Source organism: Burkholderia sp. BCC1996 (genome assembly GCF_905339955.1).
Classification (GTDB): domain Bacteria; phylum Pseudomonadota; class Gammaproteobacteria; order Burkholderiales; family Burkholderiaceae; genus Burkholderia.
Window position 1 is genome coordinate 21,170 of sequence record NZ_CAJPHM010000016.1, and the last position, 16,789, is coordinate 37,958.

The window sequence follows — 16,789 nt, forward strand, 5'->3', positions numbered from 1 at the left end:
CGCAGGCGGGTCCGGCAGCGCGGCGGCCCGTCGCATCGGGCGTTCGGGTGAAGGCCGGAAACCGGGGCGTCGGCACGGTACAATAGCGCCTTTGAACGTCGGCCCGCCGCGCCCCGCGCGCCGGCCGTCCCTATTTTCCCGCGCCGCCGTGCCTTGTCCGGCCGCGCCGCTCCACCCGTCCGAAGGATTCCATGAGTCTCAAATGCGGCATCGTCGGCTTGCCCAACGTCGGCAAGTCCACCCTGTTCAATGCGCTGACCAAGGCCGGCATCGCCGCCGAGAACTACCCGTTCTGCACGATCGAGCCGAACGTCGGCATCGTCGAAGTGCCTGACACGCGCCTGAAGGCGCTCGCCGAGATCATCAACCCCGAGCGCATCGTGCCGGCCGTCGTCGAATTCGTCGACATCGCGGGCCTCGTCGCGGGCGCGAGCAAGGGTGAAGGCCTCGGCAACCAGTTCCTCGCGAACATCCGCGAAACCGATGCGATCACGCACGTCGTGCGCTGCTTCGAGGACGACAACGTCATCCACGTCGCCGGCAAGGTCAGCCCGATCGACGACATCGAAGTGATCAACACCGAACTCGCGCTCGCCGACCTCGGCACCGTCGAGAAGGCGCTCACGCGCTACTCGAAGGCCGCGAAGTCCGGCAACGACAAGGAAGCGGTGAAGCTCGCCGCGGTGCTCGAGAAGGTGCGCGCGCACCTCGACCAGGGCAAGGCCGTGCGCGGCCTCGATCTGTCGGACGACGAGCAGGCGCTGCTCAAGCCGTTCTGCCTGATCACCGCGAAGCCGGCGATGTACGTCGCGAACGTGAAGGACGACGGCTTCGAGAACAACCCGCACCTCGAAGCGGTGCGCAAGTATGCGGAAAGCGAGAACTCGCCGGTGGTCGCGGTGTGCGCGGCGATCGAGGCGGAAATCGCCGATCTCGACGATGCGGACAAGGAAGCGTTCCTCGCCGACATGGGCATGGAAGAGCCGGGCCTCGACCGCGTGATCCGCGCGGGCTTCAAGCTGCTCGGCCTGCAGACCTACTTCACCGCGGGCGTGAAGGAAGTGCGCGCGTGGACGATCCACATCGGCGACACGGCGCCGCAAGCGGCCGGCGTGATTCATACGGACTTCGAGCGCGGCTTCATTCGCGCGCAGACGATCGCATTCGACGACTTCGTCGCGTACAAGGGCGAACAAGGTGCGAAGGAAGCCGGGAAGATGCGCGCGGAAGGGAAGGAATATGTCGTGCACGACGGAGATGTGATGAACTTCCTGTTCAACGTCTGACGCATCAACAGACGCTGTTTCGTGCAGTGTCACGGTAACCAGGAAAAGCCCGCAAGTCGCGGGCTTTTTTCATTTCGAACGGGTTCGTGAAGGTTTGCGATGAGTGGTCGCGGATAACCTTTACGTCATTTCCTTCGTCGCCGCCGTTACACAGATCGCCTGTGCCGCAGGTCGCATCGAACCATGGCTCCATGCGTTACGCGTCGATTTTTCGCATGATGCGCCGCGCGCTTTCTTCCGCTTTGCGATCCTGCTTCGAGCTTCTGCCTGCGCCGAGGCCGCTCGCACACCAGCGTGTCGACCAGTTGCTGCAGCGCTCGCTCGGCGACAAGTTGATCTCTCCACGCGTGGCAATTCATGCTGGTCCGATTCGAATCGAGCGCCCGCCATACACCCGTGCGACGCCGGAATCCTCAACGTTGCAATCCTGCGGCGAGTTCCGGCCACAGCGATGAATGGCTGCGGCGAAACATGCCGACGTGACCGATTGCTCGGCCTTCGCAGTTTTCCGGACTGATGAAGTGGATATGGCTTCTGGCGCGCGGCAACCATCGCAGCCAGTCTTCTATATTGGCCGGCGTTGCAAGCGGATCGTCGACTGCCGCGACGACCGTGATCGGCGCGCAGAATTCGCCGTAGTAATGGTGTGTGACGCCGCGCCCGAACTCGTTCGCGACGTATCCGGGGCGGCGACACCATCGCGCCCATTGCAGCCCGACCTGCGCCGGCAGATCGTCGCCCCAACCGAGTGCTCTGGCTGGCACATAGCCGAACAGGCTTGCAAAAACCGGTACATAAAGATGCACCAACCATGACGCGGCGATTCGCGTCGGCCACCCGATGTTGCCGACGTAACCGGAGGAGGCGGATATCGCACACAGCGAGCGAACCGATGCGTGGTTCGGCATCAGGCCGACCAGTTGCGCACCCGCGCTATGTCCGATCAGGTGCGCATCGCTTGCTCGGGTTTCGTTGAGGAGCCAGTCGAGCGCAGCGGGCATGTCCCGTTGCCCCCAATCCTGTTTGCGGGCGCGCGAATGGCGGACGTGGCTCTCGTCGAGCGATGCGCCGATCCCCCGGTAATCGAATACGAACGTCGGATGGCCGCTATCGCGCAGCCACTCCGCGAACGCAAAATAGAAAGACTGACGCAGCCCGGTTGCAGGACAGACGAGCACGGGTGAACGGCTATCGGCCGCTGCCGGGAAATAGGTGCCCTGCAGCGCATACCCGTCGACGGCGCGAAACGCAACGCGCACTCGGGGAAGTGATGGCTCAGTCATTGCGTTCGATAACGAACGAGCGATCTCGTTTCGAGACGCAATGACCAGTCAACGCTCGCCAAATCGATCCTTCCATCGATTCACTCCAGTTCTCGAAGTGACCAATGTATGGAGAGGGCGTCGGCGATGAAATCAGACGAGTTCGATTTTGCGAGTCCTTATGTCAATGATTCGCCGTGGTGATGAACGCTCCAGGTTCCACGTCAAGTGCCTCCGTTTGCTGGTGCAAAACAAATGGCCCGATCGCCAATGCCGATCGGGCCACTTTCACGACGGGAATCCCCGTGTCTACCGACAGCGAACGCTCACGCCCGCTGCCGCATCGTCACTTCATCACATCGCCGACACCCGCCGCCCCGCCCCCGCCCGCGCATCGCGACCGCGCTTGTTCAGCCAAGACGCAAACAGCACGAGCAGCGCGAGCACGGCCGTCGCACCGACTTCCATCCGGTGTTCCTCGCTGACGAACATCACGGTCAGCGTGCCGCAGATGAACAGGATCACCGCCCAAGTGAGCCACGGGAACAGCCACATCCGCAGCGTCAGGTCGGCGCCGCCCGATTCGAGCGTCCTGCGCATCCGCAGCTGCGAGATCGCGATCACGAGATACACGAGCAGCGCGATCGCACCCGACGTCGCCAGCAGGAAGCCGAACACCTGCTCCGGCATCAGGTAGTTCGCGATCACGGTCAGGAAACCGAATGCGGTCGATGCCAGCACGGCCGCACGCGGCGTACCGGTCGAATCGGTGCTGTGCAGGAACGCAGGTGCGTCCTTGCGCTTGGACAGCGAGAACAGCATCCGCGATGCGGTGTACAGCGCGGAATTCAGGCAGCTCGCGACCGACACGAGCACGATCACGTCGATGATCGCCTTCGCGTTCGGAATGCCGATCAGCTCCATCGCACGCTGATACGAGCCGTGCTTCGGCAGCAGCGGATCGTTCCACGGCACGATCGCCGCGACGACGAGGATCGAGCCGAGATAGAACAGCGTGATACGCCAGATGACGGAATTGGTCGCACGCACGATCTGGCGTTGCGGGTTGTCCGACTCGGCGGCCGCGATCGTCACGATCTCGGTACCGAGGAACGAGAACATCGTCGTTAGCATCGCCGCGAGCACCGCGCCGGCGCCGTTCGGCATGAAGCCCTGGTGCGCGAAGAGGTTCGACACGCCCGATACGGCCGGCGCGGGCACGATGCCGACGATCGCCGCACCGCCGATGCACAGGAACACGACGATCGCGACAACCTTGATCAGCGCGAACCAGAATTCGAATTCGCCGTAGTTCTTGACCGAGAAGAGGTTGGTGATCGTCAGCAGCAGCGTGATGCCGAGCGCGAAGATCCAGGTCGCGACGCCGGGGAACCACGCATTGAGGATGGTAGCCGCAGCGGTTGCCTCGATCGGGATCACGAGCACCCAGAACCACCAGTACAGCCAGCCGATGGAGAAGCCCGCCCAGTGGCCGATCGCGCGATCGGCATAGGTCGAGAACGAACCGCTGTCCGGATGCGCGACGGCCATCTCGCCGAGCATGCGCATCACCAGCACGACTAGGACGCCCGCGATCGCATACGCGAGGATCGAAGCCGGGCCGGCTTCCGCGATTGCGTGGCCGGAGCCGACGAACAAGCCCGCGCCGATGACGCCGGCAATCGACATCATCGTCACGTGCCGCTGCTTCAGACCCGTGCCGAGGCCTGTCTTGCTTCCACTCATGTGTCTCTCTCCAAAAAACGGTTCCGGTATGACCGGGTGTCGCGTGAAGGCGGCGGGGAGTTGTCGTTGTTGAACCCGGCAGCCCGCCGCGCATGCGCGCATACGGGCAGGAAGCCGGGTCGAGCTGTTCCGGTCGGTGCGCGACGCAGTCTGCGAAGCCGCGGGTGCGATGCGGCGCACGAGGTGCCGGCGCATCGCGTACGCCCCTTCCGTCGGCTGTCGGTCAGCCGCCTTCGAAGCGAAGGAGTGTAAGCATCAAACGGTTCTTCACTAAGAACCAATTGAAGAATTTCGATGGATCCACTTGTTGCATCGATGCGAACCGATGCAACGCATGATCCGGTTCGGCGTCCGCCTGCGGGCAGCCGGATCGGGCAAGTGATGACGGCGCGTGCCCGCTCGGCATCATGGTGAACACGTTCCGTCGAAGCGGATCGCGTGCCGCGCGGGCGCGGCTCAGTTGGCGTCGTCCGGCCCTGCGTCGCGCCATTTGGCCGGCACGATTGCGCGCCATTCGCGCAGAAGCAGGTTTCTCACGGCGTCGGGATGCGCGGCCGACAGGCGCACCAGCACGATCGGCCAGCCCGCATAGTGGTCGGTCAGGTAATACACGTCGGGTTCCGCTTCGATCAGCCACGCGCGCTCGTCGGCGCCGACGCCCTTCACGACGAGCGTATCGCCGTCCTCGCGCAGGCGCGCGAGCGTCTTGCCCTTCACCTTGAGTGCGGGCGTGCCGTACGACGTCCCCTCCTCGACGCCGCGCCATGCGAGCGCGATCTGCCGCACTTCGTCGAATGTCACGATGCGCCTCCAGCCGTCGATGATCGAGTTCCGGCCACCGTAGCGGAAATCGTAGATCGCGCCTAGCTGGAAGGCGCCGTGCCTTGCAGCGGGCGACGCGCGTCTAGCGGCCGGCCGCGCGCACGGCCATCTGCGCGCGGCCGGTGGTGGCGACGATCGCGAACGCGATCGCATTGGCGGCCGCGCTGGCCAGGATCGGCACGAGATAACCGCCACCCGCGTCGTAGATGAAACCGGCCGCAGCCGGCCCGATCAGCGTGCCGAACGCAATGCTCGTGTACAGCACGCCGATGATCGCGCTCACGTTGCGGCCGCCGAAGTAGTCCATCACGACGGCGGGCAGCACGGCGACCCAGCCGCCGTAGAACACGCCGAACACGAGTGCGAACGCGGCCAGCGTCGCGACGCTGCCGGCGCCGGCCCACGCGACGAGCGCGACGGCCATGCCCGCGAACATCGCGAGCAGCGATGCGCGGCGGCCGAAGCGGTCGGCGAGGCCGCCGAGAAAGAAGCGCCCAGCCGTGCTGCCGACGCCGATCGCGCCGAGCAGCAGCACGGCCGTCGACGATGCGACGCCATGATCGAGCGCATACGGCACGAGGTGCACGAACGGCACGAAGACGCCGAACGAGCACACGAGGCACGCCGCGTAGAGGCTCGCGAACGGTCGCGACGTGACGGCCTCGCGCAGCGTCGCACCGGTGGGCGCCGCTGCGGCAGCCCGCGCGCGATCAGCAGCGTTCACGGAGTCCGCGGCCCCTGCCGTGTGCCCGCCCGCTTCCGGCAAGCCTCCGCCGGCGGCGGGATGCACGGCCTCCCCGTCCGGCAACAGCCCGCGCCCGCGCGGGTCGTTCTCGATCAGCAGCGACATCCCGGCGCCGATCGCGACGGCGAGCGCCGCAAGCGTGAAATAGGCGCCGCGCCAGCCGACGTGCGCGATCAGCGCAGAGGCGAGCGGCGGCATCACGAGCGTGCCGACGCCGATTCCCGCGACCGCGAGCCCCGACGCGAAGCCGCGCCGCCGCACGAACCAGCGCTGCACGGCGCCGACGGCCGGCACATACGCGCAGCCGACGCCGAGACCGACACCGAGCCCGTACGCGACATAGACCTGCAGCAGCGTATGCGCGGCGCCTGCCGCCGCGAGACCCGCCGCCGTCAGCAACATGCCGGTGACGGCGAGCCGCCGTGAGCCGAAACGATCGGCAAGCGGGCCGCTGACGATGCCGAAGCCGAAATACAGGAAGCCGGCCAGCGAGAACACGAGCGAGATCTGCCCGCGCGATGCGGCGAAATCCCGCTGCAGCGCTTCGACGAACGCGCTGAACGTGTACGCACTGCCGAAGCCGACGAACGTGACGGCGAACGCGGCCGCCACCACATACCAGCCGTAGAAAACGCGCGACGCGCGCGGGCCGCTCATGACGATGCTCCTCTCAGGTTCCGCCGGACGCCGCACGGCGTCCGGATTGCCTCATGGATATAGTTGAACTATGTTGGTCGCATCGACCGCCGCAAGTCAGCCGTGACGAATTGGATCCGACGCGACAACGGTACTCGCGCGCATGCCTTGCCTCAAACGATATTTCGTCGGCCTTTCGCTTTAGAAAAACTCAATGAACCGTTCCCGTCTGCCACCGCTCAACGCGTTGCGCGCGTTCGAGGCGGCGGCCCGCCACCTGTCGGTGAAATCGGCAGCGCAAGAGCTGTCGGTCACGCCCGGCGCGGTGAGCCAGCTGATCCGCACGCTCGAGACCCATCTCGGCGTGCAACTGTTCGAGCGCGTGAACCGCGGCATCCTGCTGACCGCCGCGGGCCGCGACTATCTGCCGCCCGTGCGCAACGCGTTCCGGCAAATCGCCGACGCGTCGCAGCGCGTGTCGGGCGCCGCCGACAGCGGCGTGCTGACGGTGAGCGTCACGCCGTTTTTCGCATCCGCATGGCTCGTGCCGCGCCTCGCGCAGTTCCGCGATGCATGCCCGGACGTCGACCTGCAGATCGTCGCGAGCCATGCGCTCGCCGATTTCTCGCGCGACGGCGTCGACGTCGCGATCCGCCACGGTCTCGGCCGCTACATCGGGCTGTGCAGCGAACGGCTGCTGACCGTGGAGATCGTCGCGCTTGCGGCGCCGGAACTCGTCGCGCGGCTGGGCATGCCGGCCACGCCCGCCGACCTGGCCGGATGGCCGCATCTGCACGACGCCGAACGCAAGGGCTGGCACATCTGGTTCGACGCGCAGCGAATCGCCGATTTCGGCCCGCCGCGCGGCCCCGCGTTCGACGATTCCAGTCTGTTGCTGCAGGCGATCCTCGCCGGCCAGGGCGCCGGCCTGCTGCCGGCGGCGATGGTGCGCGGCGAGCTCGCGAGCGGCCGGCTCGTGCAGCTTGCCGACGTCGCGTGGCTCGACGACTTCGCGTACTACCTCGTCTATCCGCCGCATCATGCGGAGCGCGCGAAAGTCGCCGCGTTCCGTCGGTGGATTCTCGAGGCCGCCCAGGCCGACGGCGCGGCATCGATGACGGGCACGGCGTAGCGTCGCTGCAGCGCGGGGCGGCGGCAACGATCTCGAGCCGATCGGCTAACATGCGGCCCGGGCCGTCGGCCCGCCAGCCACCGGCAACGGACAACGACATCAGCAGAGACCATGCCAGCCCTGCTCCGCCGCGCGACACGCATCGCAACCCTGTCGGCCGCGCTGTTCGGCGCGTGCGCCGCCCTGCCGCCCGCGGCGCACGCCTATCGCGCGTCGCCCAGCTACGGCAGCGAAGCCGACCTCGACCGGCACGACACGTACCGCAATCGCGACGGCGACACCGTCCATGCACCGGCGCATTCGAAATCGGGCCGCGTGCCCGAGGGCGCGAGCGCGCGCTGCCGCGACGGCACGTACAGCTTCAGCCGCCATCGGCGCGGCACCTGCTCGGGGCACGGCGGCGTCGCCGGATGGCTGTGAACGCGGGTCGGCCGAATGGCCAGCGCGGTGCCAGCGGCAGCCGGCGCCGAAGTACAATACGCGCTCGCGCCGCCAACCCGCGGCGACACCGCCGCGCCCCGCGCGGCACGCTCCGTACCGAATCCCCCGACGCCACGCACGCCGATGCGCTGCGCGGCAGTCTCAACCCTTTCTGAGTTTCACACCCAAATGGCCCAATACGTTTTCACGATGAACCGGGTCGGCAAGATCGTGCCGCCCAAGCGCCAGATCCTGAAGGACATCTCGCTGTCGTTCTTTCCCGGCGCGAAGATCGGCGTGCTCGGCCTGAACGGCTCGGGCAAGTCGACGCTGATCCGCATCATGGCGGGCGTCGACAAGGACATCGAAGGCGAAGCGACGCCGATGCCGAACCTGAACATCGGCTACCTGCCGCAGGAACCGCAGCTCGATCCGACGAAGACGGTGCGCGAAGCCGTCGAGGAAGGCCTCGGCGACCTGTTCCAGGCGAACAAGAAGCTCGAGGAAATCTACGCGGCCTATGCGGAACCGGACGCCGACTTCGACGCGCTCGCGGCCGAGCAGGCGAAATACGAAGCGATCCTCGCATCGAGCGACGGCGGCAGCCCCGAGCAGCAGCTCGAAGTGGCCGCCGACGCGCTGCGCCTGCCGGCATGGGACGCGAAGATCGAGCACCTGTCGGGCGGTGAAAAGCGCCGCGTCGCGCTGTGCAAGCTGCTGCTCGAGAAGCCGGACATGCTGCTGCTCGACGAACCGACCAACCACCTCGACGCGGAATCGGTCGACTGGCTCGAGCAGTTCCTGGTGCGCTTCCCGGGCACCGTCGTCGCCGTCACGCACGATCGCTACTTCCTCGACAACGCGGCCGAGTGGATTCTCGAACTCGACCGCGGCCACGGCATTCCGTGGAAGGGCAACTACAGCAGCTGGCTCGACCAGAAGGAAGAGCGCCTGAAGCAGGAAGAAGCGTCGGAATCGGCGCGCCAGAAGGCGATCAAGAAGGAACTGGAGTGGGTGCGCCAGAACCCGAAGGGCCGCCAGGCGAAGTCGAAGGCGCGTATCGCGCGCTTCGAGGAGCTGAACAGCCAGGAATACCAGAAGCGCAACGAAACGCAGGAAATCTTCATTCCGGTCGGCGACCGCCTCGGCAATGAAGTGATCGAGTTCAAGAACGTCAGCAAGTCGTTCGGCGACCGCCTGCTGATCGACAACCTGAACTTCAAGATTCCGGCCGGCGCGATCGTCGGCATCATCGGCCCGAACGGCGCCGGCAAGTCGACGCTGTTCAAGATGCTGACCGGCAAGGAACAGCCGGATTCGGGCGAAGTCGTGATGGGCCCGACCGTGAAGCTCGCGTACGTCGACCAGAGCCGCGATGCGCTCGACGGCTCGAAGACGGTGTTCGAGGAAATCTCGGGCGGCGCCGACGTGCTGACGGTCGGCAAGTACGAAACGCCGTCGCGTGCGTACATCGGCCGCTTCAACTTCAAGGGCGGCGACCAGCAGAAGATCGTCGGCAACCTGTCGGGCGGCGAACGCGGCCGCCTGCACCTCGCGAAGACGCTGATCTCCGGCGGCAACGTGCTGCTGCTCGACGAACCGTCGAACGACCTCGACGTCGAAACGCTGCGCGCGCTGGAAGACGCGTTGCTCGAATTCGCCGGCTCGGTGATGGTGATCTCGCACGATCGCTGGTTCCTCGACCGGATCGCGACGCACATCCTCGCGTTCGAAGGCGATTCGCAGGTCACGTTCTTCGACGGCAACTACCAGGAATACGAAGCCGACAAGCGTGCGCGCCTCGGCGAGGAAGCCGCGAAGCCGAAGCGCCTGCGCTACAAGCCGATCAGCCGCTGAACGATGCGGCCCGTGCATCCGGCGCGCGGCGACGCGCGGCCGGATGCCGAAAGCGGCCGCTTCCGGCTCGGCAAAACGAAAAAGCGGGCTCCCGGCCCGCTTTTTTCATCCGGCTGTCGTCCGGCGCCGGCCTACGCGAGCGCGCCCAGCTCGCGCAAACGCGCCTCGGTCGCGGCCGCGCTCGTGTGATGAATGCCATGCCAGCCGAGTGCCGTCGCAGCCGCGGCATTCTTCGCGTTGTCGTCGATGAACACGAGCTCATGCGGCGCAATGCCCGGCAGGTGCGGATCGATCCGCGCATGCATCTCGCGGTAGATCGCCGGATCGGGTTTCACGAGCTTCACGCGGCCCGACACGACGATGTCCTTGAAGCGCCGCAGCACCGGGAAGTTGTCCCACGCATACGGAAACGTCTGCGCGGACCAGTTGGTCAGCCCGAAGAGCGGCATCCCCTGCGCATCGAGCCGGTCGACGAGCGCGGCGCCTTCGTCGAGCACGCCGCCGATCATCTCGTGCCAGCGCGCGTAGAACGCGCGAATCAGCGTCTCGTGCGCCGGAAACTTCGCGACCAGCTCGCTCGTCCCTTCGTCGATTGTCTGCCCGCCGTCCTGCCGGATCACCCAGTCCATCGCGCACACGTGCGTGAGGAACCAGCGGCGCTCGGCTTCGTCCGGAATCAGATGCCGGTACAGGTACTCGGGGCTCCAGTCGATCAGCACGCCGCCGAAATCGAACACCACCGCCTTGATCGTCATGCAAACTCCGCGAGCACGTCGGCGAGCGGACGCGGCGTCACCGCATTGCCCGACAGCGTATTGTTTTCCCACACGAAGTGATGATGCGCGACGATCTGCGCGGCCGACAGGTGCGCGCGCTCGTTCGTCGTGTGCAGGTCGGACACGACGGTCGTCCGGTAGCCGAGCAGTGCCGCGCGGCGCGCGGCCGAATCGACGCAGAACTCGGTCGCATAACCGCAGATCAGCACCGAACGGATGCCATGGCCGTCGAGCTGCGCGGCGAGCGGCGTGTCGTGGAACGAATCGCTCACCTGCTTGCGGATGCGCCAGTCGGCGCGACCGACGATCAGTTCCACATGCAGTTCCCAGCCAGGCGTGCCGGGCACGATGTCGTCGTCCGCATCGCCGTCGTGCTGCACGAAGCACACGGGCGCGTTTGCCGCACGTGCCGCCGCCGTCAGCCGGTTGATGCCCGACACGACGTCGTCGAGCCGGTACGCGGGCCGCGCCCGCTGCACCAGCCCGCGCTGCATGTCGATCACGATCACTGCGGTGTCTGCCATCGATTGCCCTCTCCGTCGTGGTCCGGCCGTCGCGCGGCCGGTATCTGTCGTGTATTGCGCGTCGCGTCAGATCGGCTGCGTGCGCGCGTCGAGCCACGCCTTCGCGTCGCCGCTCACGTGCCGGCCGACGCGTTCGCGCACGGTCGCGTGATACGCGTTCAGCCACGCGCGTTCTTCTTCATGCAGCATCTCGATCAGCACGCAGCGCGTGTCGATCGGGCACAGCGTCAGCGTCTCGAACGCGAGGAAATCGCCGAATTCGGTCTGCCCGCCCGCGCGATTCACGACCAGGTTTTCGATCCGGATGCCCCACTTGCCGGGCCGGTACACGCCCGGCTCGATCGACGTGATCATCCCCTCTTCCATCGCCGTGTACGGCTCGGCTGGCGCGTAGTGCGAGATGACCTGCGGGCCCTCGTGCACGTTCAGGAAGTAGCCGACGCCGTGACCGGTGCCGTGGCCGTAGTCGAGCCCGGCCGCCCACATCGGCGCGCGCGCGATCGCGTCGAGCATCGGCGAGCGGATGCCGCGCGGGAAGCGTGCGCGCGACAGCGCCATCATCGACTTCAGCACGATCGTGAAATCGCGGCGCTGCAGGTCGCTGACCGTGCCGACCGGCACGACGCGCGTGATGTCGGTGGTGCCGGTCGTGTACTGGCCGCCCGAATCGACGAGCAGCAGGCCGTCGCCGGCGATCGTCGCGTGCGACTCGGGCGTCGCGCGATAGTGCGGCATCGCACCGTTCGCGTTGAAGCCGGCGATCGTCGCGAAGCTCGGCGACACGTAGCCGGGGCGCCGTGCGCGCGCGGCCGTGAGTCGCTCGTCGATCGTCAGCTCGGTGATCGTCTCGCGGTTCACCGCCTGCTCGAACCACGCGAAGAACTCGGCGAGCGCGGCGCCGTCGTGCTCCATCGTCACGCGCACGTGCTCGATCTCGGCGGACGTCTTGCGCGACTTCGCGAACGTCGACGGGTTCACGGCCTCGATCAGCTTCACGCCGGCCGGCACGGCCTCGAGCGTGCCGAACGTCACGCGGCGCGGATCGATCAGCAGCGTCGCGCCGTCGGGCAGCGCCGCGAGCGCCGCGCGCGCGGCGTCGTACGCGCGGACCTCGACGCCGTCCTGCGCGAGCGACGCGGCCAGCGCCGGCGACACCTTGCCGTCGGCGACGAACAGCGTCGCGCGATCGGCCCCGATCATCGCGTGTGCGACGAACACGGGGTTGAAGTTGACGTCGGCGCCGCGCAGGTTGAACAGCCACGCGAGATCGTCGAGCGTCGACACGAAATGCCATTGCGCGCCCTGCGCGTGCATCGCACGGCGCACTTCGGCGAGCTTGCTCGCGCGTGTCGTGTCGGCCTGCGGCGCCACATGCTCGAACACCGCGTCGCCCGGCAGCCCCGGGCGCTCCGGCCAGATCGCGTCGAGCAGGTCGAGATCGGTGCGCAGCGCGATGCCGCGCGCGCTCAGCGCGGCCGTCAGCGCGCGTGCCGCCGCGACGCCGAGCACGGCGCCGTCGACGCCGACCGTCGTCCCGGCCGGCACGTTCTGCGCGAGCCAGTCGACGTGCGGCGCGCTCTGCTGCCCGCCCGTCATCTTCATCAGCTGGACGCCCGTGCCGGCGAGTTCGGCCTCGGCCTGCACCCAGTAGCGGCTGTCGACCCACAAGCCCGCGAAATCCGCGGTCACGACCAGCGTGCCGACCGAGCCCGTGAAACCGGACAGCCAGCGTCGCGCCTGCCAGCGCTCGGGCAGGTACTCGGACAGGTGAGGATCGGCGGACGGCACGAGATAGGCGGCCAGGTCCTCGCGGACCATCGCGCCGCGCAGCAGCGCGAGGCGGGCCGGCACCGACGAGACTTCGGGGAGACGGGCATTCATGATTTCACCTGAGAGCGTTCAGCGACGGGCCGACACGGCGACCGTCACGGCTACGGCGAGGAACGCGACACCGGTGCAGACCGGCCATTCGAGCGTTTCGCCGTCGTAAAACAGTCCAGAGAGATTGCCGGCCATGCGCGCGGCGGCGGCGCCTGCGATGCCGACCAGCACCACGATCCACCATGCCGGCCGGCCCGTGCGCCGCATCGGATGCAGCCACCGGCCGAACAGCCCGACGGCCGCTCCCAGGACAAGGATTCCAAACCAGTTCATTCGACGCCTTCTATAAATTCAGATTCGTCCCATAGGCGTGAACGTTGCCAGCGGCTAGCATCGATTCATCCATCGAACCCGAGACCAGCCGGGCGCCGCGAACATTCGAGTGTAGGGGCCGACCCGACGTTATGGCAAGCGCGCACCCGCAGGCGTATTGAAGAAATCCTCATGCGAATCGCTCTCATCGATCCGGAGGCGCATCATGCTGCGCTCCTGAACCGCCTGCTGTTCGCCGGCGGTCATGTGTGCCACGCGTTTCCGTCCAGCGCGGCGTTCTTCGAGTGGCTCGCCACCGATACCTGCGACATGCTGATCATCGGCAACTGGGCCGGCGACCAGCCGGCCGAGGTAGTCATTCCGCGGGCGCAGGCGATCCTGCCCGGGCTGCCGGCCATCGCCGTGATGCAGCTAGCGCGCGAAAGCGAAGTCGTGTCGTGCCTGCACGCGGGCGCCGACGACTGCCTCGTGCGCCCGGTGAGCGGCCCCGAGCTGCTCGCACGCGTCAACGCGCTGAGCCGGCGCGCGGGTGTCCGGCGGCCGCCGAATCGCTCGCGCGAAATGTATGGAGAATACGCATTCGATGCGACCCACAGCCTCGTGCGCTTCGGCAATGCGATCGTCGCGCTCACGCCGAAGGAGTTCCGCTTCGCACAGCTGCTGTTCGCGAACCTGTCGCGGCCCGTGTCGCGCGCGCATATCCTCGAGACGGTTTGGGCCCGCCGCCGCGACATGAAGTCGCGCACGCTCGACACCCATGCGTCCCGGCTGCGCAGCAAGCTGCGGCTGCTTCCGGAGCGCGGCTACCGGCTTCTGCCGCTCTACGGCTACGGCTACCAGCTCGACCGCGTGCCGATCGAGCCCCCAAATTCGAGGCCGCGCCACGCCGATGCCCGGTATGCCGCAAGTGAGGAAATCGCTGAAACGCTATAATATGGGGCTAAACGATAGCCCTCGATATGCAACTCCTCACGATCGGAATCAACCACCACACTGCGCCTGTCGCCCTGCGCGAACGCGTGGCGTTTCCGCTCGAGCAAATCAAGCCGGCTCTCGTCACGTTCAAGAACGTGTTCCTCGGCCCCCAGGCGCCGAATGCGCCCGAAGCAGCAATCCTCTCCACCTGCAACCGCACCGAACTCTATTGCGCGACCGACGATCGGGCCGCCCGCGAGGGTGCGATTCGCTGGCTGTCGGAGTACCACCAGATTCCGGTCGACGAACTCGCCCCGCACGTCTATGCGCTGCCGCAATCGGAAGCGGTCCGGCACGCATTCCGCGTCGCGTCGGGTCTCGATTCGATGGTGCTCGGCGAAACGCAGATCCTGGGCCAGATGAAGGATGCGGTACGCACCGCGACGGAAGCCGGCGCGCTCGGCACCTATCTGAACCAGCTGTTCCAGCGCACGTTCGCCGTCGCGAAGGAAGTGCGCGGCACGACCGAGATCGGCGCGCAGTCGGTGTCGATGGCCGCCGCCGCGGTCCGCCTCGCGCAGCGCATCTTCGAAAAAGTGTCGGATCAGCGCGTGCTGTTCATCGGCGCCGGCGAGATGATCGAGCTGTGCGCGACGCACTTCGCCGCGCAGAGCCCGCGCGAGCTCGTCGTCGCGAACCGCACGGCCGAACGCGGCCAGCGGCTCGCCGAACGTTTCAACGGCCGCGCGATGCCGTTGTCGGACCTGCCGGCCCGCATGCACGAATTCGACATCATCGTGTCGTGCACCGCGTCGACGCTGCCGATCATCGGCCTCGGCGCGGTCGAACGTGCGGTGAAGGCGCGCCGCCACCGGCCGATCTTCATGGTCGACCTCGCGGTGCCGCGCGACATCGAGCCGGAAGTCGGCAAGCTGAAGGACGTGTTCCTCTACACCGTCGACGATCTCGGTGCGATCGTGCGCGAAGGCAACGCATCGCGCCAGGCCGCGGTTGCACAAGCCGAGACGATCATCGAAACCCGCGTGCAGAACTTCATGCAGTGGCTCGACACGCGCAGCGTCGTGCCGGTGATCCGTCACATGCATACGCAGGCCGACGCGCTGCGCCGCGCGGAAGTCGAGAAGGCGCAGAAGCTGCTCGCGCGCGGCGACGATCCGGCCGCCGTCCTCGAAGCGCTGTCGCAGGCGCTCACCAACAAGCTGATCCACGGCCCGACGAGCGCGCTCAACCGCGTGAACGGCACCGACCGCGATTCGCTGATCGACCTGATGCGCGGGTTCTACCAGCACGCGCCGCGCTCGAACGACCAGTCCGGCCACTAGCGCCGGCCGGTTGCCCCTGCCGCCGGCCGCGCGCCGGCCTATCCTTTTCGAATACCCCTTTTGTCCGGGAGCGTCGCTCCACACCATGAAGACGAGCATGCAACGCAAGCTCGACCAGCTGTCTATCCGGCTGGCCGAACTGAACGACCTGCTGAGCCGCGAAAACGTCACGGCCGACCTCGACCAGTACCGCAAGCTGACGCGCGAACACGCGGAACTCGGCCCGGTCGTCGAGCAGTACGCGCTGTGGCGCCAGTCGCGCAGCGACGAGACGGCCGCGCAGGAGCTGGTCGCCGATGCATCGATGCGCGATTTCGCCGAAGACGAGATTCGCAGCGCGCGGGAACGCATGGTTCGCCTCGAAGGCGAGTTGCAGAAGATGCTGCTGCCGAAGGACCCGAACGACGACCGCAACATCTTCCTCGAAATCCGCGCGGGCACCGGCGGCGACGAATCGGCGCTGTTCGCGGGCGACCTGCTGCGCATGTACCTGCGCTTCGCGGAACGCCAGCGCTGGCAGGTCGAGATGATGTCGGAGAGCCCGTCGGATCTCGGCGGCTACAAGGAAGTGATCGTGCGGATCGCCGGCCAGGGTGCCTACTCGCGGCTGAAGTTCGAATCGGGCGGCCATCGCGTGCAGCGCGTGCCGGCGACCGAGACGCAGGGGCGCATCCACACGTCCGCCTGCACGGTCGCGGTGATGCCGGAAGCCGACGAAATCGGCGAGGTCGAGATCAATCCGGCCGACCTGCGGATCGACACGTTCCGCGCGTCGGGTGCGGGCGGCCAGCACATCAACAAGACCGATTCGGCGGTGCGCGTCACGCACATCCCGACCGGGATCGTCGTCGAGTGCCAGGACGACCGCTCGCAGCACAAGAACAAGGATCGTGCGCTGAAGGTGCTCGCCGCGCGCATCAAGGACAAGCAGTATCACGAGCAGCACGCGAAGGAAGCGGCGACGCGCAAGAGCCTGATCGGCTCGGGCGACCGCTCGGAGCGGATCCGCACGTACAACTTCCCGCAGGGCCGGATGACCGATCACCGGATCAACCTCACGCTGTACCGGCTCGAGGCGCTGATGGACGGCGATCTCGACGAACTGATCGGCGCGCTCGTCACCGAACACCAGGCCGAACTGCTCGCGTCGCTCGGCGACACCGACTGAGGC

17 protein-coding genes are annotated in these 16,789 nt (G+C 67.0%); 7 read left to right on the forward strand and 10 right to left on the reverse strand.

The features are described 5' to 3' along the window. Positions 1-191 precede the first annotated feature (191 nt). Complete coding sequence (ychF, locus tag U4Z64_RS22735) at positions 192-1,286, forward strand: redox-regulated ATPase YchF (protein WP_059532716.1); 1,095 nt, start codon at positions 192-194, stop codon at positions 1,284-1,286. 4 nt (positions 1,287-1,290) lie between these two features. Here ychF and U4Z64_RS22740 read toward each other — a convergent pair whose 3' ends face one another. The 6 genes from U4Z64_RS22740 to U4Z64_RS22765 all read right to left on the reverse strand — a co-directional run bounded on the left by U4Z64_RS22740 (position 1,291) and on the right by U4Z64_RS22765 (position 6,518). Continuing rightward, a complete protein-coding gene (locus tag U4Z64_RS22740) occupies positions 1,291-1,479 on the reverse strand; it encodes a hypothetical protein (RefSeq protein ID WP_321821159.1) in 189 nt (62 codons plus the stop codon). A 220-nt stretch (positions 1,480-1,699) separates the two neighbouring features. Next, on the reverse strand, positions 1,700-2,569 hold the full coding sequence (locus tag U4Z64_RS22745) for an alpha/beta fold hydrolase (protein WP_321801801.1): 870 nt from the start codon (positions 2,567-2,569) through the stop codon (positions 1,700-1,702). Between the two features lie 333 nt (positions 2,570-2,902). After that, entirely contained in the window at positions 2,903-4,294 is a 1,392-nt protein-coding gene (gene gabP, locus U4Z64_RS22750) for a GABA permease (protein WP_044845887.1), read from the reverse strand. 223 nt (positions 4,295-4,517) lie between these two features. Beyond that, positions 4,518-4,712: a hypothetical protein gene (locus tag U4Z64_RS22755; RefSeq protein ID WP_124571704.1), complete on the reverse strand. Its 195-nt coding sequence runs from the start codon at positions 4,710-4,712 to the stop codon at positions 4,518-4,520. 38 nt (positions 4,713-4,750) lie between these two features. Continuing rightward, complete coding sequence (locus U4Z64_RS22760; RefSeq protein WP_321821160.1) at positions 4,751-5,095, reverse strand: MmcQ/YjbR family DNA-binding protein; 345 nt, start codon at positions 5,093-5,095, stop codon at positions 4,751-4,753. Between the two features lie 103 nt (positions 5,096-5,198). Beyond that, on the reverse strand, positions 5,199-6,518 hold the full coding sequence (locus tag U4Z64_RS22765) for an MFS transporter (protein WP_321801792.1): 1,320 nt from the start codon (positions 6,516-6,518) through the stop codon (positions 5,199-5,201). A 193-nt stretch (positions 6,519-6,711) separates the two neighbouring features. Between U4Z64_RS22765 and gcvA the strand changes: the two genes are divergently transcribed. The 3 genes from gcvA to ettA all read left to right on the forward strand — a co-directional run bounded on the left by gcvA (position 6,712) and on the right by ettA (position 9,906). Further along, positions 6,712-7,629, forward strand: a complete 918-nt coding sequence (gcvA, locus tag U4Z64_RS22770; RefSeq protein ID WP_044845890.1) for a transcriptional regulator GcvA — start codon at positions 6,712-6,714, stop codon at positions 7,627-7,629. Positions 7,630-7,740: 111 nt separating this feature from the next. Continuing rightward, positions 7,741-8,049, forward strand: a complete 309-nt coding sequence (locus U4Z64_RS22775) for a DUF3761 domain-containing protein (RefSeq protein ID WP_321821161.1) — start codon at positions 7,741-7,743, stop codon at positions 8,047-8,049. 189 nt (positions 8,050-8,238) lie between these two features. Next, positions 8,239-9,906, forward strand: a complete 1,668-nt coding sequence (gene ettA, locus U4Z64_RS22780) for an energy-dependent translational throttle protein EttA (RefSeq protein WP_044845892.1) — start codon at positions 8,239-8,241, stop codon at positions 9,904-9,906. Between the two features lie 131 nt (positions 9,907-10,037). Here ettA and U4Z64_RS22785 read toward each other — a convergent pair whose 3' ends face one another. From U4Z64_RS22785 to U4Z64_RS22800, 4 genes are all read right to left on the reverse strand, one after another. Then, positions 10,038-10,661, reverse strand: a complete 624-nt coding sequence (locus U4Z64_RS22785) for an HAD-IA family hydrolase (RefSeq protein WP_321821162.1) — start codon at positions 10,659-10,661, stop codon at positions 10,038-10,040. After that, positions 10,658-11,206 (reverse strand): cysteine hydrolase family protein, encoded by a 549-nt coding sequence (locus U4Z64_RS22790; RefSeq protein WP_321821163.1) that lies wholly within the window; start codon positions 11,204-11,206, stop codon positions 10,658-10,660. The genes U4Z64_RS22785 and U4Z64_RS22790 overlap by 4 nt, the downstream gene beginning before the upstream one ends. A gap of 66 nt (positions 11,207-11,272) precedes the next feature. Next, positions 11,273-13,087, reverse strand: a complete 1,815-nt coding sequence (locus tag U4Z64_RS22795) for an aminopeptidase P family protein (protein WP_044845895.1) — start codon at positions 13,085-13,087, stop codon at positions 11,273-11,275. 18 nt (positions 13,088-13,105) lie between these two features. After that, a complete protein-coding gene (locus tag U4Z64_RS22800; protein ID WP_044845896.1) occupies positions 13,106-13,360 on the reverse strand; it encodes a hypothetical protein in 255 nt (84 codons plus the stop codon). 171 nt (positions 13,361-13,531) lie between these two features. On the opposite strand from U4Z64_RS22800, the gene U4Z64_RS22805 reads away from it, so the two are divergent. The 3 genes from U4Z64_RS22805 (at position 13,532) to prfA (ending at position 16,786) form a co-directional block, all read left to right on the forward strand. Continuing rightward, positions 13,532-14,293 carry a response regulator transcription factor gene (locus tag U4Z64_RS22805; protein ID WP_044845897.1) on the forward strand — a complete coding sequence of 254 codons (762 nt, stop codon included), beginning with the start codon at positions 13,532-13,534 and terminating at the stop codon, positions 14,291-14,293. Positions 14,294-14,319: 26 nt separating this feature from the next. Beyond that, on the forward strand, positions 14,320-15,618 hold the full coding sequence (hemA, locus tag U4Z64_RS22810) for a glutamyl-tRNA reductase (protein ID WP_044845898.1): 1,299 nt from the start codon (positions 14,320-14,322) through the stop codon (positions 15,616-15,618). A gap of 85 nt (positions 15,619-15,703) precedes the next feature. Beyond that, positions 15,704-16,786 (forward strand): peptide chain release factor 1, encoded by a 1,083-nt coding sequence (gene prfA, locus U4Z64_RS22815; RefSeq protein ID WP_044845899.1) that lies wholly within the window; start codon positions 15,704-15,706, stop codon positions 16,784-16,786. Positions 16,787-16,789: the final 3 nt, after the last annotated feature.